Here is a 21,214-nt window from a genome sequence, read left to right as displayed (position 1 = left end):
CCGCCCCCGGACCATCAACTCACTCGATCAGAAGACACGACAACTATCCTGACACCGGGGGTGTCACTACGGCAAACCTTCAAAAAATCCTTTAAAAACAATGCTGTCACTATGTCACTACCGTCACTACGCATTTTTAGAGGGGCAAAAGCAGAACAACACACGGNTCCGGCACCGAAAAAAGGTACACAAAAAGGTACACAAAAAAGCTGGATGTTACTGCACATTGCTGCACGCTACCGGACAACAAAAAACCCGCAGAGCCTTGTGCTGTGCGGGTTTTTGGACTTTCTTGGACTGCTCTGGACTTTTTCGTGGTGCCCGAGGCCGGAATCGAACCGGCACGCCTTGCGACGAGGGATTTTCTTCCCACTTCGGCTTTCGCCGCCAGCGCAAAAGTGCTGTTCGTGGGCTGGAGCACGCCTTCACCATAGCCTTGCGGCCGTAGGTGCCCGCCGTCTGCTCTCTACACCTTCCCAACCATGGAACCTGGGGGCTTGGCTCGGCGTTGGCTCGGATGCAAGGCATCCAGGGCTTTCGCCGACTTTGACGGGCTTCACTTCGGGTGTTTCCCCCCGAAGGCTCAAATTGTTTAAGTCCCTTGTGTCTACCGATTTCACCACTCGGGCATTGCATGATGCACCAGCCTGCACACTTTCTGCAGACCCCTGCCTGACTCCTGCAAAACCAGGCCCAGGATACTCGCAAGCCGTTGCCACTACAGCCCTCCCGCCCTGACGACATGTGCAGGAAGAAACAAAACCAGTACCAGCATCTGCAATACAGCGCGACAGACAGGGCGCTGATTCTAGCGCATAAGCGCTGCCGGCTGCAATCTGCGGGGGTCATCTTGCCCGGCACGACAGGGTGGCCGCCCGTTATTCAGACACCCACGGTAATGCAGCCTCCACGCGGTCACGCAGTACAAAAGCAGTGCGGCCAACCCTGCCCCAAGGTTGGCCGCATCCGGTTACCGCGGATCAGCGCGGTTTGTGCAGCAGCGAATTGCGGCGCGAATAGCCGAAGTACACGCCAAGACCGATCAGCAGCCAGCCGACAAAGAGCGCCCAGGTCAGCGCCGACAGCTGCGTCATCAGGAACACGCAGAACAGGATCGCCAGCGCCGGCACATACGGCACCGCCGGACAATAGAACTTGCGCGGCAGGTCCGCCTCGCGCTTGCGCAGCACGATCACCGCCAGCGTGTGCAGCGGCACGCAGCCGGCGATCAGCGCGATCACCGTCCCGATCAGCCACATCGCCTTGTACGGGGTGCCGTATTTCGGGTTGATGTCGGAGAACACCTTCGGCAGCAGACCGTCGCGCGACATCGCCAGCAGGATGCGGGTCTGGCCGTAGGTCATCACCAGGATCACCGTCATCATGCCGAGGATGGCGCCCAGGTCGACAAAACCGGCGAACCAGTCCAGCTTCGCCACCTGCAGCGCCAGCGACACCGGATGGTCGATGCCGGCAAACTGCGCGTACGGCACGATGCCGGTCATGATCACGTACAGCAGCAAGCAGATCGCCAGCGACCAGATCACCCCTTTTCGGAATGTCGCGTGCCGGGTTCTTCACCTCTTCCGCCGCGCAGGTCACCGCATCGAAGCCGAGGAAGCTGATGAACACGATGGCGGCACCGTGGAACACGCCGTCAAAACCGTACGGCAGCACCGGCGACCAGTTCACCGGCTTCACGTACCACATGCCGATGGCGATGAACAGCACCACCACCGCGACCTCGATCAGCACCACGATATTGTTGACGCGCTTGGATTCCTTGATGCCGAACGCCAACAGGCCGGCGATGATCATCGCGATGCAGAATGCCGGCAGGTTGAACAGCGTGTCCTTGCCCGGCATCGCACCGGCGGCCGCGGTCAGCACCTCGGGCAGGGTAATGCCGAAGCCGGCCAAGAGGCTCTGGAAGTAGCCGGACCAGCCCACCGACACCGCCGACGACGCCAGCAGGTATTCCAGCATCAGGTCCCAGCCGATGATCCACGCCACCAGCTCGCCCAGCGTGGCGTAGGCGTAGGTATAGGTCGAGCCGGAAATCGGCAGCATCGCCGCGAACTCCGCGTAGCACAGCGCGGCAAAACCGCAGGCCAGCGCGCCGATCACGAACGACAGCACCAGCCCCGGCCACGGTGGCACCGGTGCCAGCCAGCACGAAAATCCCGGTGCCGATAATGGCACCAATCCCCAGCATGGTCAGGTCAAACGCCGACAGCTCCTTGTGCAACCCTTGTGAGGTCTGCGCGAACGCCAGCATGCCCTGAACGCTTTTCTTGCGCATCAAGCCCATGTATTTCTTGTCCCTAATGTTGGCCGTAGCGACTGCCTGTTGTTGTTTAAGGCGGCAACCCGGCAAGCAGCGGTCGTCTGATTGCTTCGTGGTTTGTCAGTCGTGCAGCCACCCGCTATCGGGGTGAGCATCACCTCGGCCAAACGGCAACATTTCGGCCTGAATTGCCACCCCACAGCAGCCGGCGACACGCCACCGCATGAGCGCGACAAAGCCGGCAAACACCAAAGTTTGCCAGCAGCGGTGCTGGAGCAGAGTCTTGCCCATAGACGGGATCAGGGACAGGTATGCGCGCAGTCTGGCGCGCAGGGCCAACGCAAGGTTGGCCGCAGCCCGATCTGCGGCGTGACATGGGGTGAGGATGCGGCAGTGGCCGGCGCTCAGTACGCGGCCGCTGCCAAGCAGGCAGGAATAGTACAGAGGAAGATCAGTGCGCCATCACCTCCGCAGCGCCCGGCTTGCAGGCGGCGTCGAATGCGGCTGGCTCGCCGCCCGCCGCCGTACACAGGGAGCTTATCTGCCACTGGCGCAGCGGCTAGCACGGCAACGCCTGACCGAGGCCGATACCGGGCCGACGCATTCTGTCGCGGCATTCAACCCGGGCACCCGAACGGCGGCAGCCGCACGCCACCGCGGCAGCCTTGTGCAGACCCGCCAGGACCAGCCGCCTAACCCGCGGCCAGCCGCGCCTGCGCCGTGGCCAGTAGCGCGGCCTCGCCCACCGGTGCGGCAAAATCCAGCCGCTGCCGTATGCCGTTGCACAATACGTCCAGTCCGCAGACATCCAGCCCCAGCAGCTGCAATGCCGCATCGGCCGGCTGCAATGCTGCCAGCAACACCTGCTCCTGTTCCGCCGCCAGTTGCGGCAACGCCGCCCAGTCACCGGCATCGATCCAGCCCATGCGGCCGAAACCGCCGATAAAGCGCAGGCGCTTGGGCTGCAGGCAGAAAAAATGAAAATCACCCAACGCCAGGTAGTCGGCAAACGCCGGGCAATAGCGCAGCAGCCGCGCCTGAGTCGCCGCATCGGGCGACATCGCCTGCAGATCGCCAACCAGCGTCATGCGCTCGCCTTGCAGCACATCGGTACCGCCCTGCTGCAGCAACACGCTGACACGGCCGTCGGTACGCACATTGCGGCAATGCTCGGCCAGCTCGCTCATCAGCAGCCACGGCCGATGCGCCGCATCCAGCGCAAAAGGCAGCACGGTGACAAAGGGGTAGCCCGGCAGCGCCTGCGACTGCGTCGCCAGCGCCAGGGAGCTGCAGCGGTGCAGCAGGGACAGACAATCGGTAACGGGAATGTTCATGGCAAAGGTTGGCCGCAACAGGGAGATGCTCCCAGCTTAGGCAACATCGCCGGGCACGGCAATCGGCGCGGGCAAGTCGCCGTAGCGCAACAGACACGGGGGACAAACAAAAACCCCAGCAAACCTAGTTTGCTGGGGTTTTATCTGGAGGCGCGATCCAGAGTCGAACTGGACTGACCGGATTTGCAATCCGGGGCATAACCGCTTTGCTATCGCGCCGCAAGCCTGCAATACGTGATGACCACATATCGACCGAATATGGAGCGGGAAACGAGGCTCGAACTCGCGACCTCAACCTTGGCAAGGTTGCGCTCTACCAACTGAGCTATTCCCGCAGGGATACTGCCTGATGCCGTAAATTGTATGGAGCGGGAAACGAGGCTCGAACTCGCGACCTCAACCTTGGCAAGGTTGCGCTCTACCAACTGAGCTATTCCCGCAGGGGTACTACAATAACGCCGTAAATTGTATGGAGCGGGAAACGAGGCTCGAACTCGCGACCTCAACCTTGGCAAGGTTGCGCTCTACCAACTGAGCTATTCCCGCGTCGCATGATACTGCTGTACTGCTGTAAAATCGGTGTGGAGCGGGAAACGAGGCTCGAACTCGCGACCTCAACCTTGGCAAGGTTGCGCTCTACCAACTGAGCTATTCCCGCATCACTTCTCGTCGCCGCCGTATTACTGCGTTGTCGAGAGCTGCGAATTATAATGACCAAAAAATTATTGTCAACCTCTTACAGCTCGATTTTTTTGCCGGAAAACTGCGCAGCAGCCATTCGCAGATAGTAAACCATTGACCACAAAGTCAAAACAATAGCGATGACCATGAAAAAATTTCCGAGAATCAGCGTATCGATTGCCGGTAAAACCGGACCGGCATACAGCAGCAGCAGAATGGCGATCATCTGTGCCGCCGTTTTCAGCTTGCCGATATAGGCCACCGCCACGCTGCCGCGGCTGCCCTGCGCCGCCATCCACTCGCGCAATGCCGAAATCGCGATCTCGCGGCCGATGATGATCATCGCCATCCAGCCCTCGGTGCGCCCCAGCTCCACCAGCAGGATCAGCGCCGCCGCCACGATCAGCTTGTCGGCCACCGGGTCCAGGAAGGCGCCAAAGGCCGAGGTCTGCCCCAGGCGACGCGCCAGGTAGCCGTCCAGCCAGTCGGTGGCGGCGGCCAGCGCAAAGATGAAGGCGCCGAGGCTATTGCGATGGTGGGACAGCAGCACGCTGTCGGGGAGAAAGAACACGGCCACGCACACCGGGATCAGGGCGACGCGCAGCCAGGTCAGGAAAATCGGCAGGTTGAAGGGCATTATCCGGTTGTCTTTATTCAGTGCAGGGCTTGGTAAATTTTTTCTGCCAGCGCGCGGCTGATGCCGTCCACTTGCGCCAGATCGTCGATGCTGGCCGCCACCACGCCGCGCAGGCCGCCGAAGCGGGTCAGCAGCCGCTGGCGCCGCGTCGGGCCGACGCCGGCGATGTCCTCCAGCGTCGAACTGGTGCGCGCCTTGGCGCGGCGCGCACGGTGGCCGGTGATGGCGAAGCGGTGCGCCTCGTCGCGCACGGTCTGGATCAGGTGCAGCGCGGCGTGATCGCGCGGCAATTGTAGCGTCTTTTGCAGATGGGGAACGATCAACGTTTCCAGCCCCGGCTTGCGGCTTTCGCCCTTGGCGACACCGACAATCGGCACGTCGACACCGACCTCGGCCAGCACTTCCAGCGCCACGCCGACCTGGCCCTTGCCGCCGTCGATCAGCAGCACGTCGGGCAGCTTGCCCTCGCCGGTCGCCAGCTTGCTGTAGCGGCGGGTCAGCGCCTCGCGCATGGCGCCGTAGTCGTCGCCGGCGGCGGCGGTCTCGATATTGAAGCGGCGGTACTCCGACGGCTGCATGCCGCCACGGTCGTACACCACGCACGACGCCACGGTGGCCTCGCCCATGGTGTGGCTGATGTCGAAGCACTCCAGCCGCGCCACCTCCTCCACTTCCATCAGCTCGGCCAGCGCCGCCAGACGGGCGTTCTGGCTGGCGGCGCTGGCCAGGCGCTGGCCGATCGCCAGCTGCGCGTTCTTCTGTGCCATCTCCAGCCACACGCGGCGTTCGCCGATCGGGTTGCCGATGAACTGCAGCCGCTTCTGCGCCTGCTCGATCAGCAGCTGCTGCAGCTCCGGCGCCACCGTTTCGTTGTAGATGATGGCCGCCGGCAGCGGCGCGCCGAGGTAATGCTGGGCGAGGAAGGCCTCAAGGTTGGCCGCAAGGCTGTCGGCGGCATTGAGCGGGAACAGGCTCTTGTCGCCCAGGTGACGGCCGCCGCGGATCATCACCAGATTGACGCACACCACGCCGCCGGCGCTGGCGATGGCGATCACGTCGGCGTCGAGCTGGCTGGTATTGCTGGAGATGTACTGCTTCTCCTGCACCCGCGCCAGCGCCTGGATCTGGTCGCGCAGCTCGGCGGCCTGTTCGAAGTGCATCGCCTCCGATGCGGCCAACATGCGCGCGGTGAGCAGGTCGATCAGCTCGTTGTGCTTGCCCTGCAGGAAGGTGACCGCGCTCTGCACATCGGCACGGTAGGCTTCGCTGCCGATCTCGCCGGTACACGGCGCCGAGCAGCGCTTGATCTGGAACAGCAGGCAGGGACGCGAGCGGTTGGCGAACACACTGTCCTCGCAGCTGCGCAGGCGGAACACCTTCTGCAGCACCTGGATGCTCTCGCGCACCGCGTAGCCGTTGGGATAGGGGCCGAAGTACTGATGCGGCTTTTTCGGCTCGCCGCGGAAATAGGCCAGCTGCGGGAAGGCATGCCCGGACAGCATCAGGTAGGGGTAGGACTTGTCGTCGCGGAACAGGATGTTGTACTTGGGGGTCAGCACCTTGATCAGGTTGTTTTCCAGGATCAGCGCTTCCGCCTCGCTGCGCACCACGGTGGTGTCGATGGCGGCGATCTGGCGCACCATCAGCTGGATGCGCGGGCTGTGGTCGCTCTTCTGGAAGTAGGAGCTGACGCGTTTCTTCAGGTCGATGGCCTTGCCGACGTACAGCACGTTGCCGTCGGCGTCGAGCATGCGGTACACCCCCGGCAGGCCCGGCAGGTTGGCCAGAAAGGCCTTGGCGTCGAAGGCCGGCGGTTTAGTTGCCACACCAGGTCCTGACGTGATCACGCGCGGCGGCGATGGCGGCGCCCAGCGGCGCCTCCGACTGCGGCGCGGCCTTGGTGGTGGCATTCGGCTGGGTCAGGCCCTCCAGCCTGGCCAGATGCGCGCGCGCGGTGCTGCAGTTTTCCTGCTTGATCTTGCGGTTGTGCTCGTCGATGCGCTCATTGAGCTGCTTCACCTGCTGCGGCAGGCCGCCGTCGCTGGCCGGCGCCGAGGCAGGCGCCGCAACCGGCGGCAGCGGGCGCAGCTTCACCGTTTCCGACTTGCGGCCCTGCGGCGGCGGCCGATCGGAAAACACGGTGCGGCCGCTGCCGTCCACCCAGCGATAGACCTGCGCCTGTGCCGCCGCAGGCAGCAGCAACACACCCATAAAGAGCCAATGAACCGTCTTCATCGTTTCCCGCTTCCCCCACGGCCGTGAACCGGTATTCTAGCGTGCCGCCGCGGTTGCAGACAGGACTTGTTGCAAGCGCACCCGCCACGGCTTTTTGCACTGCGTGCGCGGGATCGGTATAATGCGTTTTTGCCGCTAAAGGAAAGCAAGATGCGCATCATCGAGAAGGCCTACACTTTCGACGACGTTCTCCTCGTGCCGGCCCACTCCGCCGTTCTGCCACGTGACGTTGCCCTGTCCACCCGCCTCACCCGTAACATCAGCCTGAATCTGCCCCTGGTCTCCGCTGCGATGGATACCGTCACCGAATCGCGTCTGGCGATTGCGATGGCCCAGGAAGGCGGCATCGGCATCATCCACAAGAACATGACCGCCGAGCAGCAAGCGCTGGAAGTGTCCAAGGTGAAGCGTTACGAAAGCGGCGTGGTCAAGGATCCGATCACCATCGCCCCGGACATGCTGGTACGCGACCTGGTGTTGCTGACCCGTCAGCACAAGATCTCCGGCCTGCCGGTGGTGCAGGATGGCAAGGTGGTCGGCATCGTCACCAACCGTGACCTGCGTTTCGAGACCCGTCTCGACCAGCCGGTGGCCAGCATCATGACGCCGCGCGAGCGTCTGGTGACGGTAAAGGAAGGCGGCAGCATCGATGAAGCGCGCGAGCTGATGCACAAGCATCGCCTGGAGCGCGTACTGGTGATCAACGACGCCTTCGAGCTGAAGGGCCTGATTACCGTCAAGGACATCATCAAGACCAGCGAACACCCGAACGCCAACAAGGACAACCAGGGTCGCCTGCGCGTCGGCGCGGCGGTCGGCACCGGTGGCGACACCGCCGACCGCGTGGCGGCACTGGTAGCGGCCGGCGTGGATGTGATCGTGGTCGATACCGCCCACGGCCACAGCCAGGGCGTACTGGACCGCGTGAAGTGGGTGAAGGACACCTTCCCGCAGGTGGACGTGATCGGTGGCAACATCGCCACCGCCGACGCCGCCCGCGCACTGGTGGCTGCCGGCGCCGACGGCGTGAAAGTGGGCATCGGCCCCGGCTCGATCTGCACCACCCGTATCGTGGCCGGTGTCGGCGTACCGCAGCTGACCGCCATCCACAATGTGTCCGAAGCGCTGAAAGGCACCGGCGTGCCGATGATCGCCGACGGCGGCATCCGCTTCTCCGGCGACATCTCCAAGGCGCTGGCCGCCGGCGGCAACGCCGTGATGCTGGGCGGCATGTTCGCCGGCACCGAAGAGGCACCGGGCGAAGTCGAGCTGTACCAGGGCCGTTCCTACAAGTCCTACCGTGGCATGGGCAGCCTGGGCGCGATGAGCCAGGGCTCCGCCGACCGCTACTTCCAGGACGGCAACGCCAACGCCGACAAGTTCGTGCCGGAAGGCATCGAGGGCCGCGTCGCCTACAAGGGCCCGATCGCCCAGGTGATCCACCAGTTGGTGGGCGGCCTGCGCTCCTCGATGGGCTACCTGGGTTGCAAGACCATCGACGAAATGCACGACAAGGCCGGCTTCGTGGAGATCACCTCCGCCGGCATGCGCGAATCGCACGTGCACGACGTGCAGATCACCAAGGAAGCACCGAACTACCACGTCGGCGGCTAAGCCCCCAACGTTGGCCGCAAAAAACCCCTGTTGCGAAACAGGGGTTTTTTCTTGACTGCCGGCACCTGACGGCACCGGCCAGCAGCTTACTCCGACTGCTGCAGGATTTCCTGCGCCCACACCATGGCATCGATGTGTGCCTTGTTGACGTCGGCCGGCTCCAGCTTCAGCAGCCCGGCCAGCGCCACGATGCGGTCGGCGTTGTCCTGCTCCGCGGAAATGGCCAGTGCCAGATACGGCGCGAACATGCCGCGCTGGTTGAGCAGCGCATCGGCTACCGGCGGCGGCAGGTCCAGCGGTGCCAGCGCGCCGGCCATCTCGATGTGCATCAGCGCGTCCAGCAGCGAGAACATGCCAGTGAGGAACAGGTGCTCGCACTCCAAGCGGTTGTTGCCGCCCAGCTTGCCCAGCGTCTCCATGAAACGGGCACGGAACAGCGAGCGTTCCAGCAGCGCCACCGAGCGGCCGTCGTCCTTGCGCGAGGTGAACAGCAGCAGCGTCAGCCACTTGAACAGCGACTCGCGCCCCAGCAGCAGCAGCGATTCCTCGATCGACATCACCTTGCGCGACAGGCCGTTGGCCGGCGAGTTGATGAAGCGCAGCAGCTTGAACAGCAGCACCGAATCCAGCTTGAACTGGGCGTCGATCTCCGGCGTTTCCGCTCCGGCGCGCAGCAGGCGCATGATTTCCAGCACCCGCATCTGGCTGGCGTCGGCCTTGCCGGCAGGCTGCAGATGCACCGCGGTCAGGAAGGCGCCCTGGAACAGCACGAAACGCCTGGCGGCACCCGGCGTCTTGATGCAGACATCGAAATCCTCGCTGGAGCCGATATTGCGCGCGTACCAGCGCGCCGCCGGGTAGCGCGCCAGCATCTGGTCCATGAACGGCGCCAGCACCTCGTCGGCGGCACCGCTGAAATCGAGGATCAGCAGGTCGATGCGGGAAAACAGCTCGTCCTGCAGCGCCTCCGGCAGCACGCGACGGTCGAACAGCGACGGTTCCAGTGCGAAGCGGCGCCCTTGGGCGCGGTGCTGGTCAAGCAGCACGATGGTGGCGTTGCTGACCGGATCGTCACTCGCCGGGTTGAGCACGAAATAGACGCGGTCGCTGGGAAAGGCCTCCAGCGACGCATCCTGCAGCGACAGCGTCGACACGTGCACCAGCGCGCGGCGCGAATTCAGCAGCCGGAACACGTCCATATTGATCAGGGTGCTGATCATCAGCCGGTCGAACTGCAGCCACTGTCCGGCAGACGATTCGCGGCGCTTGACGGTATCGCGCACCATGAACTCGTAGGCCACCACCCGCTGCTGCAGGTCGTGCAGCGGCTGGTGGGTGACAAAGCCCAGCGTGTGCGGCAGCACAACATTGTCATCCACCTCGGCAGCCGGTGCGCTGGCTGTGCTTTTCTCGCCGCGGCTTTCCCTGACCTCTTGCGCTTGCCCCTTGCCGGTCAAGCTGCCAAACAGACTTTTGAACATGACAAACCCTACTGTGTGCGAGCGGCGGGCAGCCTGGCGCCGCCTCCTGGATGAAACAGTGTCTAGCCGATGCGACCGGGAATGCGCGGGGTAGCGACCTGCACGTCGCCGCATTGCGCGCGGTGGCGCAGTGCATGGTCGATCAGCACCAGCGCCAGCATCGCCTCGGCGATCGGCGTGGCGCGGATGCCGACGCACGGGTCGTGGCGGCCGTGGGTCTCGACCATAATCGCCTCGCCGGCCTTGTCGATGGAGCGGCGCGGCTGCGCGATGGACGAGGTCGGCTTGATGGCCATCGACACGTCGATGTCCTGGCCGGTGGAAATGCCGCCCAGCACGCCGCCGGCATGATTGCTGGCAAAGCCCTCGGGCGTCAGCTCGTCGCCGTGCTCGCTGCCGCGCTGGGTCACGCAGCCGAAGCCGGCGCCGATCTCGACGCCCTTCACCGCGTTGATGTTCATCATCGCATAAGCGATGTCGGCATCCAGGCGGTCGTACACCGGCTCGCCCCAGCCCACCGGCACGTTCTCGGCCACCACGCGCAGGCGCGCGCCGACCGAGTCCAGACTCTTGCGGATGCTGTCCATGTACGCTTCCAGCTCGTCCACCTTGCTCTCGTCGGCGGCGAAGAACGGGTTGTCGTTCACCACGTCCCAGCTCCGGAACGGGATCTCGATGTCGCCGATCTGCGTCATGTGGCCGCGGATCACGATGCCGTACTGTTCATGCAGCCACTTCTTGGCAATGGCACCGGCAGCGACCCGTACCGCGGTCTCGCGCGCCGAGGAACGGCCGCCGCCGCGCGGGTCGCGGATGCCGTACTTGTGCCAGTAGGTGTAGTCGGCGTGGCCGGGGCGGAAGGTGTCGGCGATATTGCCGTAGTCGCGCGAACGCTGATCGGTATTGCGGATCAGCAGCGCGATCGGCGTGCCGGTGGTCCTGCCCTCGTACACGCCGGACAGGATTTCCACCGTATCTGGCTCGCGCCGCTGGGTCACGTGGCGGCTGGTGCCGGGCTTGCGGCGGTCCAGCTCGGCCTGGATGTCGGCCTCGCACAGGGCCATGCCCGGCGGGCAGCCATCCACCACGCAGCCGATGCCCGGCCCGTGGCTTTCGCCGAATGAAGTAACAGTAAACAGCAGGCCCATGCTATTGCCAGACATCGCTTTATCCCTTGCCTATTATTTGGTGATCGCCGCTGATTCTAGCACGGACCGGCAACGCTGCCGGTGCTTGCACGGTGTAACGATTCACCAAACGGCAAGGCCGGCAGGCCATGCTTCCGCCAACGTTGGCCGCAAAAAAAGCGCCCCATGGGCGCCTGCGCTGTGATGATGCATGCTCACCACGGCATGCTGCTGCGACGGCGGCGGTACCAGCCGGTGACCGACAACCGCTGCTGCCGCGCCGGCAGCACCTCGTGCCAGAAGCGGTCGGCCAGGAACAGCACCAGCGTGCCGGCTTCCGGCCCGACATCGACGAACTCGCGGCAGTCGGCGTCCAGGTACAGGCGGATCTGGCCGCCGGCCTGCTGCGGCCAACCTTCATTCAGATAAAACACCGTGGTCAGCGTGCGCGCGTCGTCGTCGCGGAAGCGGTCCAGATGTTTCTTGTAGAACGCGCCCTCCGGGTACACGGCGAAGTGCGACTCCAGCTCGACGAGGCCGAGGTACAGGCCGCGATTGACCGCCTGCATGATGTCGTCCATCGCCGCGTTGTAGGCCTGTACTGCCGGCAACGCCGCCACCTGGTCCAGCCACAGCACCGAATCCGCCCGGATTTCGGCACGGCACGCCTGGCCGCTGGCGCGACCGGTAGCAGCCTCGTGGAACAGGCCCTGCCGCCACATGTCGAGACAGGCGGTACGCAGGTTGGCAGTGATCGTGGCGGACAGCGCGTTGGGGATCACCACCCAACCCTCGCGCTCCAGGGTGCCGATGATGCGGTCGAGGTCGAATTGCAGTCGGAACATGGCCGGAAACGGTCGCAGAAATGAACACAGCCCGCTTTCTATCATGTCCGCTAACGGCAGCGAATGCGCCAGGTCAAAGCCGCTGCACTTTCCCGTACGGCACCGGCCTGCCACCGGATATCAACATGGTAGCGCGCACACAAAAGCCGTAGACTGCCGCCTTCACGAATTCACGCCCCGCCCCCGCCCATGCCCTTTTCCACCCTCGGCCTTGACCCGGCGCTGCTGCACGCGCTGGACGAACAGGGCTTCCACACCGCCACCGCCATCCAGCGCGAGGCGATCCCGGCGATCCTGCACGGCCGCGACCTGCTGGCCACCGCCCGCACCGGCTCCGGCAAGACCGCCGCCTACTGCCTGCCGCTGTTGCAGCGCTGGCAGCACGGCCGCCATGACGGCAAGCAGCCGACGCTGCTGGTGCTGCTGCCGACGCGCGAGCTGGCGCAACAGGTCGGCAGCGTGCTGCAACAGCTGGCCCGCCATCTGCCACCGCCGAAGATCGTCACCGTCTACGGCGGGGTGTCGCTCAATCCGCAACTGATGGCGCTGCGCGGCGGCGCCGACATCATCGTCGCCACCCCCGGCCGGCTGCTGGAGCTGCAGGCCAACAACGCGCTGCGCCTGGAACAGGTGTGCACCCTGGTGCTGGACGAGGCCGACCGCCTGCTGGAACAGGGCTTTGCCGACGAGCTGGAACAGGTGCTGGCCGAACTGCCGGCGCAACGCCAGACGCTGCTGTTCTCCGCAACCTTTGCGGCCAACGTGCAGCAGCTGGCAACAAGGCTGCTCAGCGACGCGCAGCGCATCCACATCGCGGAACAGGCGCCGGACATCCGCCAGCGCGCGATCGAGGTCGATAGCCGCCAGCGTACCCCGCTGCTGTGCCGGCTGATCGCCGAGCAGGATGGCGCGCGGATGCTGGTCTTCGTCGCCAGCAAGCAGGGGGCCGCCGAGCTGGCGCAGACGCTGCAGCGCGAGGGCATCCGCGCCGCCGCGCTGTTCGGCGAGCTGGCGCAAGGCCGCCGCGAGCGGGTGCTGGAGAACCTGAAGGACGGCACGCTGCAGGTGATCGTCGCCACCGATCTCGCCGCGCGCGGCATCGACATCCCGGCGCTGCCGGTGGTGATCAACTACGACCTGCCGCGCTCGCCGCAGGACTACACCCACCGCATCGGCCGCACCGGCCGCGCCGGCGAAAGCGGCCTCGCCATCAGCCTGATCGACGCCGACAGCCGTGCCCACTTCCGCCTGATCGAGAAGCGACTGCAACTGAAACTGCCGCGCGAACAGCTGGCCGGCTTCATCCCCACCGACCAGCCGTCGCCAAGGTTGGCCGCAGCCGACGACAACGGTGGCATCAAGGGCAAGCGCCCGAGCAAGAAGGACAAGCTGCGCGCCGCCGCCGCAGAAGCCGCCGCGCAACAGGTCGCCAAGCCGGACTGAGCCGGGCTGCGCACCGGCAAGAAAAAAACCCCGCCCGGTTCGTACCGGCGGGGTTTTTCATATGGAGCCAAGCGCGGCCAGGCCTCAGCCCTGCCAGCGCTCCTCGCGCCACTCGGCCATCGCCGCGTTGTCGAGGAAGGTCCACGCCACGAAACGGCTGATCTTTTGCCCCTGCGCCATGTCGATGGTCTTGACCTGTTTCGCGCCCAGCTTGCGCAACTGGCGGTACAGCTCGTGCAGGTGCGCCTCGCGCGACACCAGCGAGGTGAACCAGCAGCACTGCTCGGCAAACTCGCGGCTCTCCTGCGCCATGTTGCGCAGGAAGGCGACTTCGCCGCCGTCGCACCACAGCTCGGCGTGCTGGCCGCCGAAATTCAGCACCGGCTTGTCCGGCACCTCGCCGGTGAGGTTGGTCACCTTGCGCCGCGACACCGCCTCCGCCTCTTCCGCCGAGGCGTGGAACGGCGGGTTGCACAGCGTGACGTCGAAACGGTCCTTGCGCTGGATGACGCCGGCAAACACCTTGCCCGCGTCGGCCTGCAGCCGCAGCGTCAGCGCACCGGACAGCGCCGGGTTGAAATCGGCAATCGCCTTCGCCGCTTTCAGCGACACCGGGTCGATGTCGCTGCCGACGAAGCGCCAGCCGTACACGCTGCGGCCGATGATCGGATACACGCAGTTGGCGCCGACGCCGACATCGAGCACGTTGACGCGTGGCGGCACCGTGCCGCCGTTGCAGTCGGCGAGCAGATCGGCCAGATGGTGGATGTAGTCGGCGCGCCCCGGAATCGGCGGGCACAGGTAGCCCGGCGGCAGATCCCAGAAGCCGATGCCGTAGTAGTGCGCCAGCAGCGCGCGGTTCAGCGCCTTCACCGCCGCCGGATCGGCAAAGTCGACGCTGTCGTCGCCGTAGTCGTTGGGGCGCACAAAGGCGGCCAGCTCCGGCAGGCTGGCGATCAGCGCCGGGAAGTCATAGCGCTGGCGATGGGCATTGCGCGGGTGCAGACCGGCTTTGCCGGTCGGTTTGGGTGTGGCTTTCATGGGGTGTACCGCAAAAACAATGGCCGGATTGTACGGGGTTATCGCGCCGGCTGCTGCATTGCGGACAGCGGCGGCAGCCAAAGCTGCGGCCGTTGCGGCCAAGATTGGTGCCGGCTACAGCTCGCCCAGCCGGATCTCCGGCACGTACTCGCCGTCGACCTCTTTCACGATCGCCTGCGCCGCGATCACGCGCTCGCCGTTGAAGGTCAGCGCCGGGTTGCCGTGCAGCTGCCAGCCGCGGTTCAGCGCCTCGCTGACGCGGTGGCAGAAGGCGGCGTCGTCGGGGCCGGTCAGCAGTCGGTACAGTTTCATGGTGTCTCTCCCGGTAATAATTGATGCGGCCAACCTTACGCCGGCTGCGGCTTGCGCAGCAAGGCCAGCAGCCGCGCGCCGAACACGTTGACCGCGAGGCCGGCCAGCAGCACGCCGCCGCCGGCCAGTTGCCAGAAGCTCAGCCGCTCACCCAGCACCAGCGCCGCCGACAGCACGCCGAAGAACGGCACCAGCAGCGAGTACGGCGCCACCACGTTGGCCGCATGGCGGCTTAACAGCTTGCTCCACTGGCCGTAGCCGAACAGGGTGGCGATCAGCGCCAGATAGGCGATGGCGAACAGGCTCTTGCCGCTGAACACCTGCGCCCACACGATGTTGTCAGCCTCGAACAGCGCCGACAGCGCGAAAAACGGCACGACAGGGACCAGGCTGCTCCACACCACCAGCCCCAGCATGTCAGGCTTGAAGCCGGCGGCGACGATGCGGCGCACCACCACATTGGACAGCGCCCAGCTGGCGGCGGCGCACAGCGTCAGCACGAAGCCCGACAGCGGCAAGCCGGCGGCGCCGAGGCCGCCGATCAGGTATAGCCCGGCACTACCGATCAGCAAACCGGCCAGTTGCCAGGCCGAGAACGACTCCCTCAGCCACAGCATCGCGATCAGCAGCGTGAGGAAGGCCTGCGACTGCAGCACGATGGAGGCGAGGCCCACCGGCATGCCCAGCTTGATGGCGGTGAACAGGCAGGCGAACTGGCCGAGGCCGACCGACAGCCCGTACAGCGCCAGCCAGCGCCACGGGATAGCGGGGCGGCGCACGAACAAGAGGCCGATGCCCGCCGCCGCGGCAAAGCGCAGCGCGCCGAGCAGGAACGGCGGCACGCCGGCCACGCCCCACTTGATCACCACGAAACAGAAGCCCCACACCGCGACGATGGCGAGGGCAATCAGTCGGTCTTGCCAGTTCATGGCCTTTGCTCCTGCGAAGTTGTGCCTAGCCACCTCGGCGGCCGGGCGGGGAAACCCAGCCTGCTACCTTACGCCAGCCATGCCGGTGGCAACAGCGACAGTGTGTTCACGATGGCGTGGCTACAGCGGGCGCGGCTTGACCACGCGCTGCGTGCTGGCCGGCTTGGCCGCCAGCCTCGCGCCCGTTCGCCACGGCCGCGGCAGCAGCTCGCCGCCACAATTGGGACAGCAATGCTCCAAACGCGCCGCGCAGTCGTGGCAGAAGGTGCACTCGAAGCTGCAGATGAAGGCGCCGGGCAGATCGGCCGGCAGATCGGTATCGCACAGCTCGCAGCCGGGGCGCAGCTCAAGCATGGCACACCTCCTCCGCGTCCAGCCGCGCCAGCACGCTGTCTACGCGGTGGATCTCGGCAAAGCGGCCGGCCAGCACCAGCTCGGTGCGGGCGATGATGTCCTGCGGGCTGTAGACGCGGCCGCTGACGGGATGGGTCATGGCAAAGGTCAGCGTCGCCTCCGACACGTAATCGACGGCAAAGCCGAGATCGCTGCCGACGCGGGTGGTGGTCTCGCAGCACTGTTCACTGCGAATGCCGCTGACGATCAGGCGGTCGATGCCGCACGCCGCCAGCCACGCCTGCAGGCCGGTATCGGTAAACGCGTTGTGCACGTGCTTGGTAAAGGTCACGTCGGCGCCGTCCGGCAGCCACGCCATCGGCCGCACCAGACCGGAGGCAGCGCCGAACGGGCCGTCACCGTCCTCGTGCAACACATGCACCACCGGCACGCCGCGCGCACGGGCGCCGTCTATCAGCGCCAGCAGCCGGTCGCGAAACGCGGGCAAGGCGGCGGCATCCCAGTACGGGCATTGCAGAAAGGAATCCTGGACATCGATCACGAGCAGGGCGGAACGGGACATGGTGCTTTCCTCGGGTAGTGGCAGGGAATGACACCATTGTGGCTGCGGCCAACCCTGGCCGCGAGGCGCAAAGCCGACCACCTGCGGACCGATTGCGCCATCCGTTTCCCACATGCGGCGCGACTGTGTCAGCGCCGATACAAAGCCGACAAGGCGCCGACACGGTGGCGGCGGACACTGCAGGCTGCGGGAATGCCCCGTCCCTATGCAAAGGAAGCCACGATGAAACGTCCCGCCCTGCCGCGCCTGCTCGCCACCCTGCTCTGCCTGACCGTGCTGCACGGCGCGCTGGCGCAGCCGCCGGTCGCCCCGCCGCCCCACCAGAGCGGCGCCCACCACCCGCGACCGGGCCTGGCCGGCCAGCTGGAGCCGCTGCTGCCCTATCTGCAACTGAACGCCAGACAGCAGGCGCTGTGGCTGAAGGCCGACATCGCCGAGCTCAGCGCGCAGGCCACCCGCCGCCAGGCGCGGCAACAGGCGCAGCAGACCCTGCGCCGGCAGCTGGAAGACGACAGCAGCAGCCTGTCGGCCGCGCTGCGCACCGGCGTGGCGGCCAGCGACACGGCGGGCGCCCTGCCCGCCGCGTGGCTCGCCTTCCTCGACAGCCTGGACGCGCAACAGGCCAGCCTGGTGCGGCAAGGCCTGCTGGCGCACATGAACAGCGAACTTGCCGTGCCGGCGGCGCCGCAGGATCAGCCATAATCACGGCTGCCCACCACCGAACCGAAACGGAAGCCCGCATGACCCGCCCCGCCACCCGCCTGTTGATCGTTGACGACGACCCGGAGATCCGCAGCCTGCTCGGCCAGTACCTGCAGGCCTACGCCATGCACTGCACCTGCGTCGGCGACGGCGTGGCGATGCGTGCGGCGCTGGCCGCGCAGCGCTTCGACCTGGTGATCCTGGACCTGATGCTGCCCGGCGAGGACGGCCTGGCGCTGTGCCGCCAGATCCGCGGCGAGGGCGAGCTGCCCATCATCATGCTCACCGCGCGCGGCGAGGCCACCGACCGCGTGGTGGGGCTGGAGCTGGGCGCCGACGACTACGTGGTGAAGCCGTTCGACCCGCGCGAACTGGTGGCGCGCATCCATACCGTGCTGCGGCGCAGCCTGCGCAGCGCCGCCGGCGGCAACGGCAACCCGCAGCAGGACGTGCACTTCGACGGCTGGACGCTGAGCCACCTGAAGCGCGAACTCACCACCCCGCAGCAGCTGCTGGTGCCGCTGTCGAACGCCGAATACCGGCTGCTGTGCACCTTCCTGGAGCGGCCGCAGCGCATCCTCAGCCGCGAGCAGCTGCTGGACGCGGCGCGCGGGCGCACGGTGGAGGCCTTCGACCGCAGCATCGACCTGCTGGTATCGCGCCTGCGCCAGAAGCTGGGCGACGACCCGAAAGCGCCGCGCCTGCTGAAGACGGTGCGCGGCGAGGGTTACCTGTTTGACTGCAAGGTACGCCAATGAAACGCCTGATTCCCGATACCGTCTTCACCCGCCTGTTCGGGCTGGTGGTGGCGGCGCTGCTGACCACCCATCTGGTGATGACCAGCCTGCTGCTGTTTTTCGGCCCGCACTTTTCGCATGACGAGCCGCCGCCGCGCCCGCCACTGGAGCGTACCGCCCCCGGCGCCGGCCTGCGGCCAACCCTGGCGCCCGGCGATACCGTGCAGCAGCCGCCACCGCCGCCACCGGACAATCGCAACCGCTTTCCGGCGCCATTCTGGCTGGCGCAGCTGGTGACGCTGGCGATCATCGGCCTGCTGGCCTGGTACGGCGCGCGGCGGCTGGCGCGCCCCATCCAGCAGCTGACCCAGGCCGCGGCCCGGCTGGGCGACAATCTGGAGGCGCCGCCGATAGCGGAAAGCGGGCCTCTGGAAACGCGGCAGGCGGCGCGGCTGTTCAACCGCATGCAGGACAAGCTGCGCCAGCAGCTGGCGGAGCGCAGCCGCTTCCTGGCCGCGGTCTCGCACGACCTGCGCACACCGCTGACCCGCATCCGCCTGCGCAGCGCACAGCTGGACGATGCCGAGCTACAGGCCAGGCTGGGCAAGGACATCGACGACATGACCGCGATGCTGGACGCGACGCTGGCCTACCTGCGCGACGAATCGCAACAGGAAAGCTGGCAGCTGCTGGACATCACCGCGCTGCTGCAGGTGCTGGCCGAGGACGCGCAGGAACAGGGCCACCACGTCAGCGTCGACGGCCACACCGACAGCCTGCTGACGCTGCCGGGCAGCCTGCGCCGCTGCCTCGACAACCTGCTGGAAAACGCACTGCGCTATGGCGAACGCGCCGACATCCACCTGCAGCAGAGCGGCGATACGGTGTGCATCGAGATCCGCGACCACGGCCCCGGCATTCCGGAAAACCGCATGAGCTCGGTGTTCGAGCCCTTCGTGCGGCTGGAAGAATCGCGCAACCGCCACACCGGCGGTGTCGGCCTGGGCCTCGCCATCGCCCGCGACGCGGCGCGGCGCATGGGCGGCACGCTGACGCTGCACAATGCGCCGCAGGGCGGCCTGGTTGCGCGCCTGACCCTGCCGCGCGACGCGCACGGCGCCTTGTATCAGCTTTGATACAAAGCGGATAAATGGCGCCGACACAACGGCTATAAATTGTCATCACCCGCAGCCGCGCCACGGGTGCGCTCGGGAAATCCGACAGCGAGACGAGGAGCATGACAATGAGCAGCGCAATCAGTAGTGTCGGCAGCAGCTACCTGTCCGGCATGAGCAGCATGGGCGGCGGTCCGCGCGCGATGAAGCGCCCGGACAGCGAGCAGATGGCCAGCGAGATCTTCAGCAAGCTGGATACCGACAACCAGGGTTATCTCGAAGCCAGCGATTTTGGCAGCGACAACGAAGACCTGTTTGCCGCGCTGGACAGCGACAGCGACGGCAAGGTCAGCAAGAGCGAGCTGAGCACGCGCCTGAAACAGCTGGCAGAAGAGCTGGACAGCCAGTTCAACGCCCTGCGCAGCCAGGGTATGGGCGGCATGATGATGGCCGGCGGCAGGCAGGGCATGCCGCCACCACCGGCAGGCGGCGGGGACGACGCTGGCCTTGAGCAGGAACAGCTGTCGGCGATGGCTGTCGACGCCAGCGAGGCCGGCGACAGCGTGGCGGCAGCCCGCTTCACCGCATTGGCGGAAAACTTCGACAGCGCCGACAGCAACCAGGATGGCAAGGTCAGCTTCGCGGAAAGCATCGCCTACGAGGAGGCACAGCGCGGCAGCAGTGACGGCAGCAGCGGGGACGGCAGCGTTGCTGGCGCCGACAGCGAGCAGGATGGTCGCATCATGATGCGGCTGATGGCGATGCTGCGCGCCTACGGCAGCGACGACGACAGCAACAGTGGCAGCAGCGTGCAGTTGACCGCCTGACACCCGCCGACGGGAACCGGTGACGCCGGCCACGGTCTGTCACTGGCCACCCCTTTCCTGACGAGGCCCCCCATGCTGATCCGATCCCTGTTCCGCGCCGGCACCCTGCTGGCACTTTCCCTGCCGGTGCTGGCCGCACCGGTGGCCACCCTGTTCAAGGACCCCAGTTGCGGCTGTTGCAGCAAATGGGGCGAGCACATGGCCAGCAAGCAGCTGCCCCTGACCATCGCGCCGCGCAGCGACATGAGCGCCATCAAGGACCAGCTGCAGGTGCCGGCCAAGCTGCGCTCCTGCCACACCGCCACCATCGGCAAGTATGTATTCGAGGGCCATGTGCCGGCCGACCTGGTGCAGAAAGTGCTGAAGGAAAAACCGGATATCCGCGGCCTGGCGGTAGCCGGCATGCCGCAGGGCAGTCCCGGCATGGAAACCGGCGCCAAGCAGCCCTACCAGGTGATGGCGTTTGATGCCAAGGGCAAACAGTGGGTGTACGCCAACCGCTAGGGTCTGTTCAAAGCAGGCCGGTATTTGCCTGAATGCCGGCAGTAAAGGATGCGGTCCGTGCCGCTCAGGCCGCCGCCTCCTTTTTCCAGAACACGATCACCGTCGTTTCCTCGGCAAAACGTTCGGCATGCAGCGCCCCGGCCGGGATATCACACCACTGTCCGGCGCCGATGGCCCGTTCAGTACCATCCAGTGTCAGATACAGCACACCACTGCAGACCTGTACATAATTATGGGTATCGTGACGATGTGGCGGCACGCTCAGGTTGGCACGCGTCGCCAGCGTTACGTCGCAACTGTCACCATTGATGCGCCCAAGCTGCAGCAAGGCACCCGGAATACTGTTCATCTGTTCTGCTCCTCAAAAACGGACATGGCCGTGCAAACCCTTGGTCCACGATAAAAAACGCCGGCTCCACAGGGGACCGGCGTTTGTGCCTGCGGCCA

The 21,214-nt window shown here is 65.8% G+C and carries 21 protein-coding genes, 5 tRNA genes and 1 pseudogene; 7 read left to right on the top strand and 20 right to left on the bottom strand.

Translation table 11 applies throughout. From position 1 onward, the window contains the following. Positions 1 to 980: 980 nt before the first annotated feature. The 11 genes and pseudogenes from IE083_RS16005 to IE083_RS10275 form a co-directional block, all read right to left on the bottom strand. Positions 981 to 1,094, bottom strand: coding sequence for an amino acid permease C-terminal domain-containing protein (locus IE083_RS16005; protein WP_308426742.1), 114 nt, complete (start codon positions 1,092 to 1,094; stop codon positions 981 to 983). 189 nt (positions 1,095 to 1,283) lie between these two features. Then, positions 1,284 to 2,127 (bottom strand): annotated as a pseudogene (locus IE083_RS10320) (amino acid permease); the annotation flags it as partial. Positions 2,128 to 2,979: 852 nt separating this feature from the next. Then, positions 2,980 to 3,621, bottom strand: a complete 642-nt coding sequence (locus IE083_RS10315; protein ID WP_189353519.1) for a HugZ family pyridoxamine 5'-phosphate oxidase — start codon at positions 3,619 to 3,621, stop codon at positions 2,980 to 2,982. Positions 3,622 to 3,766: 145 nt separating this feature from the next. Beyond that, a tRNA-Cys gene (locus tag IE083_RS10310) sits at positions 3,767 to 3,840 on the bottom strand. Between the two features lie 40 nt (positions 3,841 to 3,880). After that, positions 3,881 to 3,956 (bottom strand) — tRNA-Gly (locus IE083_RS10305). Between the two features lie 29 nt (positions 3,957 to 3,985). After that, positions 3,986 to 4,061: transfer RNA gene (locus tag IE083_RS10300), tRNA-Gly, on the bottom strand. A 30-nt stretch (positions 4,062 to 4,091) separates the two neighbouring features. Beyond that, positions 4,092 to 4,167, bottom strand: a tRNA-Gly gene (locus IE083_RS10295). A gap of 36 nt (positions 4,168 to 4,203) precedes the next feature. Continuing rightward, positions 4,204 to 4,279, bottom strand: a tRNA-Gly gene (locus IE083_RS10290). A 78-nt stretch (positions 4,280 to 4,357) separates the two neighbouring features. Next, positions 4,358 to 4,939, bottom strand: coding sequence for a CDP-diacylglycerol--glycerol-3-phosphate 3-phosphatidyltransferase (gene pgsA, locus IE083_RS10285; protein ID WP_189353518.1), 582 nt, complete (start codon positions 4,937 to 4,939; stop codon positions 4,358 to 4,360). A 17-nt stretch (positions 4,940 to 4,956) separates the two neighbouring features. After that, entirely contained in the window at positions 4,957 to 6,765 is a 1,809-nt protein-coding gene (uvrC, locus tag IE083_RS10280; protein WP_229799710.1) for an excinuclease ABC subunit UvrC, read from the bottom strand. Further along, positions 6,755 to 7,174, bottom strand: coding sequence for a DUF4124 domain-containing protein (locus IE083_RS10275; RefSeq protein WP_189353516.1), 420 nt, complete (start codon positions 7,172 to 7,174; stop codon positions 6,755 to 6,757). The genes uvrC and IE083_RS10275 overlap by 11 nt, the downstream gene beginning before the upstream one ends. Positions 7,175 to 7,324: 150 nt before the next feature. Here IE083_RS10275 and guaB point away from each other — a divergent pair, with 150 nt between their 5' ends. Beyond that, positions 7,325 to 8,788: an IMP dehydrogenase gene (gene guaB / locus IE083_RS10270; RefSeq protein ID WP_189353515.1), complete on the top strand. Its 1,464-nt coding sequence runs from the start codon at positions 7,325 to 7,327 to the stop codon at positions 8,786 to 8,788. A gap of 86 nt (positions 8,789 to 8,874) precedes the next feature. On the opposite strand, the gene IE083_RS10265 is transcribed toward guaB, so the two are convergent. From IE083_RS10265 to IE083_RS10255, 3 genes are all read right to left on the bottom strand, one after another. Then, positions 8,875 to 10,269: an EAL and HDOD domain-containing protein gene (locus IE083_RS10265; protein WP_189353514.1), complete on the bottom strand. Its 1,395-nt coding sequence runs from the start codon at positions 10,267 to 10,269 to the stop codon at positions 8,875 to 8,877. Positions 10,270 to 10,331: 62 nt separating this feature from the next. Continuing rightward, on the bottom strand, positions 10,332 to 11,432 hold the full coding sequence (gene aroC / locus IE083_RS10260) for a chorismate synthase (RefSeq protein WP_189353513.1): 1,101 nt from the start codon (positions 11,430 to 11,432) through the stop codon (positions 10,332 to 10,334). A 179-nt stretch (positions 11,433 to 11,611) separates the two neighbouring features. After that, entirely contained in the window at positions 11,612 to 12,241 is a 630-nt protein-coding gene (locus tag IE083_RS10255) for a 2OG-Fe(II) oxygenase (RefSeq protein WP_189353512.1), read from the bottom strand. A 189-nt stretch (positions 12,242 to 12,430) separates the two neighbouring features. Here IE083_RS10255 and IE083_RS10250 point away from each other — a divergent pair, with 189 nt between their 5' ends. Beyond that, on the top strand, positions 12,431 to 13,684 hold the full coding sequence (locus tag IE083_RS10250; protein WP_189353511.1) for a DEAD/DEAH box helicase: 1,254 nt from the start codon (positions 12,431 to 12,433) through the stop codon (positions 13,682 to 13,684). 84 nt (positions 13,685 to 13,768) lie between these two features. Here IE083_RS10250 and rlmF read toward each other — a convergent pair whose 3' ends face one another. From rlmF to IE083_RS10225, 5 genes are all read right to left on the bottom strand, one after another. Next, complete coding sequence (gene rlmF / locus IE083_RS10245) at positions 13,769 to 14,725, bottom strand: 23S rRNA (adenine(1618)-N(6))-methyltransferase RlmF (protein ID WP_189353510.1); 957 nt, start codon at positions 14,723 to 14,725, stop codon at positions 13,769 to 13,771. A 114-nt stretch (positions 14,726 to 14,839) separates the two neighbouring features. Beyond that, positions 14,840 to 15,037, bottom strand: coding sequence for a DUF1737 domain-containing protein (locus tag IE083_RS10240; RefSeq protein WP_189353509.1), 198 nt, complete (start codon positions 15,035 to 15,037; stop codon positions 14,840 to 14,842). A gap of 35 nt (positions 15,038 to 15,072) precedes the next feature. Further along, positions 15,073 to 15,966 carry an EamA family transporter gene (locus tag IE083_RS10235; protein ID WP_189353508.1) on the bottom strand — a complete coding sequence of 298 codons (894 nt, stop codon included), beginning with the start codon at positions 15,964 to 15,966 and terminating at the stop codon, positions 15,073 to 15,075. A gap of 120 nt (positions 15,967 to 16,086) precedes the next feature. Then, the gene (locus IE083_RS10230; protein ID WP_189353507.1) at positions 16,087 to 16,320 is read right to left on the bottom strand and encodes a DUF1272 domain-containing protein; all 234 of its coding nucleotides are present in this window, start codon (positions 16,318 to 16,320) and stop codon (positions 16,087 to 16,089) included. Next, the gene (locus IE083_RS10225) at positions 16,313 to 16,882 is read right to left on the bottom strand and encodes an isochorismatase family protein (RefSeq protein ID WP_189353506.1); all 570 of its coding nucleotides are present in this window, start codon (positions 16,880 to 16,882) and stop codon (positions 16,313 to 16,315) included. Before IE083_RS10225 ends, IE083_RS10230 begins: the two co-directional genes overlap by 8 nt. A gap of 222 nt (positions 16,883 to 17,104) precedes the next feature. Here IE083_RS10225 and IE083_RS10220 point away from each other — a divergent pair, with 222 nt between their 5' ends. The 5 genes from IE083_RS10220 to IE083_RS10200 all read left to right on the top strand — a co-directional run bounded on the left by IE083_RS10220 (position 17,105) and on the right by IE083_RS10200 (position 20,767). Next, positions 17,105 to 17,584, top strand: a complete 480-nt coding sequence (locus IE083_RS10220; protein ID WP_189353505.1) for a hypothetical protein — start codon at positions 17,105 to 17,107, stop codon at positions 17,582 to 17,584. Between the two features lie 38 nt (positions 17,585 to 17,622). Further along, positions 17,623 to 18,342 carry a response regulator gene (locus IE083_RS10215; protein WP_189353504.1) on the top strand — a complete coding sequence of 240 codons (720 nt, stop codon included), beginning with the start codon at positions 17,623 to 17,625 and terminating at the stop codon, positions 18,340 to 18,342. After that, positions 18,339 to 19,457 carry an ATP-binding protein gene (locus tag IE083_RS10210; RefSeq protein WP_189353503.1) on the top strand — a complete coding sequence of 373 codons (1,119 nt, stop codon included), beginning with the start codon at positions 18,339 to 18,341 and terminating at the stop codon, positions 19,455 to 19,457. The genes IE083_RS10215 and IE083_RS10210 overlap by 4 nt, the downstream gene beginning before the upstream one ends. Positions 19,458 to 19,564: 107 nt before the next feature. Next, positions 19,565 to 20,263 carry an EF-hand domain-containing protein gene (locus IE083_RS10205; RefSeq protein WP_189353502.1) on the top strand — a complete coding sequence of 233 codons (699 nt, stop codon included), beginning with the start codon at positions 19,565 to 19,567 and terminating at the stop codon, positions 20,261 to 20,263. Positions 20,264 to 20,335: 72 nt separating this feature from the next. Beyond that, positions 20,336 to 20,767 (top strand): DUF411 domain-containing protein, encoded by a 432-nt coding sequence (locus IE083_RS10200; protein ID WP_189353501.1) that lies wholly within the window; start codon positions 20,336 to 20,338, stop codon positions 20,765 to 20,767. 64 nt (positions 20,768 to 20,831) lie between these two features. On the opposite strand, the gene IE083_RS10195 is transcribed toward IE083_RS10200, so the two are convergent. After that, positions 20,832 to 21,116, bottom strand: a complete 285-nt coding sequence (locus IE083_RS10195; protein WP_189353500.1) for a cupin domain-containing protein — start codon at positions 21,114 to 21,116, stop codon at positions 20,832 to 20,834. Positions 21,117 to 21,214: the final 98 nt, after the last annotated feature.

The sequence above is a fragment of the Vogesella fluminis genome, from assembly GCF_014652335.1.
Classification (GTDB): Bacteria; Pseudomonadota; Gammaproteobacteria; order Burkholderiales; family Chromobacteriaceae; genus Vogesella; species Vogesella fluminis.
The sequence above is the reverse complement of the archived record's forward strand: the minus strand, read 5'-3'. Positions and strand labels throughout refer to the sequence as shown.

What these genes read in the sequence shown, in the direction of transcription:
- IE083_RS10255 (WP_189353512.1), bottom strand. Translation starts at nt 12,241, where the DNA reads ATGTTCCGACTGCAATTCGACCTCGACCGCATCATCGGCACCCTGGAG.
- pgsA (WP_189353518.1), bottom strand. Translation starts at nt 4,939, where the DNA reads ATGCCCTTCAACCTGCCGATTTTCCTGACCTGGCTGCGCGTCGCCCTG.
- IE083_RS10315 (WP_189353519.1), bottom strand. Translation starts at nt 3,621, where the DNA reads ATGAACATTCCCGTTACCGATTGTCTGTCCCTGCTGCACCGCTGCAGC.
- IE083_RS10210 (WP_189353503.1), top strand. Translation starts at nt 18,339, where the DNA reads ATGAAACGCCTGATTCCCGATACCGTCTTCACCCGCCTGTTCGGGCTG.
- IE083_RS10250 (WP_189353511.1), top strand. Translation starts at nt 12,431, where the DNA reads ATGCCCTTTTCCACCCTCGGCCTTGACCCGGCGCTGCTGCACGCGCTG.
- IE083_RS10215 (WP_189353504.1), top strand. Translation starts at nt 17,623, where the DNA reads ATGACCCGCCCCGCCACCCGCCTGTTGATCGTTGACGACGACCCGGAG.
- IE083_RS10275 (WP_189353516.1), bottom strand. Translation starts at nt 7,174, where the DNA reads ATGAAGACGGTTCATTGGCTCTTTATGGGTGTGTTGCTGCTGCCTGCG.
- IE083_RS10220 (WP_189353505.1), top strand. Translation starts at nt 17,105, where the DNA reads ATGAAACGTCCCGCCCTGCCGCGCCTGCTCGCCACCCTGCTCTGCCTG.
- IE083_RS10205 (WP_189353502.1), top strand. Translation starts at nt 19,565, where the DNA reads ATGAGCAGCGCAATCAGTAGTGTCGGCAGCAGCTACCTGTCCGGCATG.
- IE083_RS10200 (WP_189353501.1), top strand. Translation starts at nt 20,336, where the DNA reads ATGCTGATCCGATCCCTGTTCCGCGCCGGCACCCTGCTGGCACTTTCC.
- IE083_RS10235 (WP_189353508.1), bottom strand. Translation starts at nt 15,966, where the DNA reads ATGAACTGGCAAGACCGACTGATTGCCCTCGCCATCGTCGCGGTGTGG.
- IE083_RS10225 (WP_189353506.1), bottom strand. Translation starts at nt 16,882, where the DNA reads ATGTCCCGTTCCGCCCTGCTCGTGATCGATGTCCAGGATTCCTTTCTG.
- guaB (WP_189353515.1), top strand. Translation starts at nt 7,325, where the DNA reads ATGCGCATCATCGAGAAGGCCTACACTTTCGACGACGTTCTCCTCGTG.
- IE083_RS16005 (WP_308426742.1), bottom strand. Translation starts at nt 1,094, where the DNA reads ATGACGCAGCTGTCGGCGCTGACCTGGGCGCTCTTTGTCGGCTGGCTG.
- rlmF (WP_189353510.1), bottom strand. Translation starts at nt 14,725, where the DNA reads ATGAAAGCCACACCCAAACCGACCGGCAAAGCCGGTCTGCACCCGCGC.
- IE083_RS10195 (WP_189353500.1), bottom strand. Translation starts at nt 21,116, where the DNA reads ATGAACAGTATTCCGGGTGCCTTGCTGCAGCTTGGGCGCATCAATGGT.
- IE083_RS10240 (WP_189353509.1), bottom strand. Translation starts at nt 15,037, where the DNA reads ATGAAACTGTACCGACTGCTGACCGGCCCCGACGACGCCGCCTTCTGC.
- IE083_RS10230 (WP_189353507.1), bottom strand. Translation starts at nt 16,320, where the DNA reads ATGCTTGAGCTGCGCCCCGGCTGCGAGCTGTGCGATACCGATCTGCCG.
- aroC (WP_189353513.1), bottom strand. Translation starts at nt 11,432, where the DNA reads ATGTCTGGCAATAGCATGGGCCTGCTGTTTACTGTTACTTCATTCGGC.
- IE083_RS10265 (WP_189353514.1), bottom strand. Translation starts at nt 10,269, where the DNA reads ATGTTCAAAAGTCTGTTTGGCAGCTTGACCGGCAAGGGGCAAGCGCAA.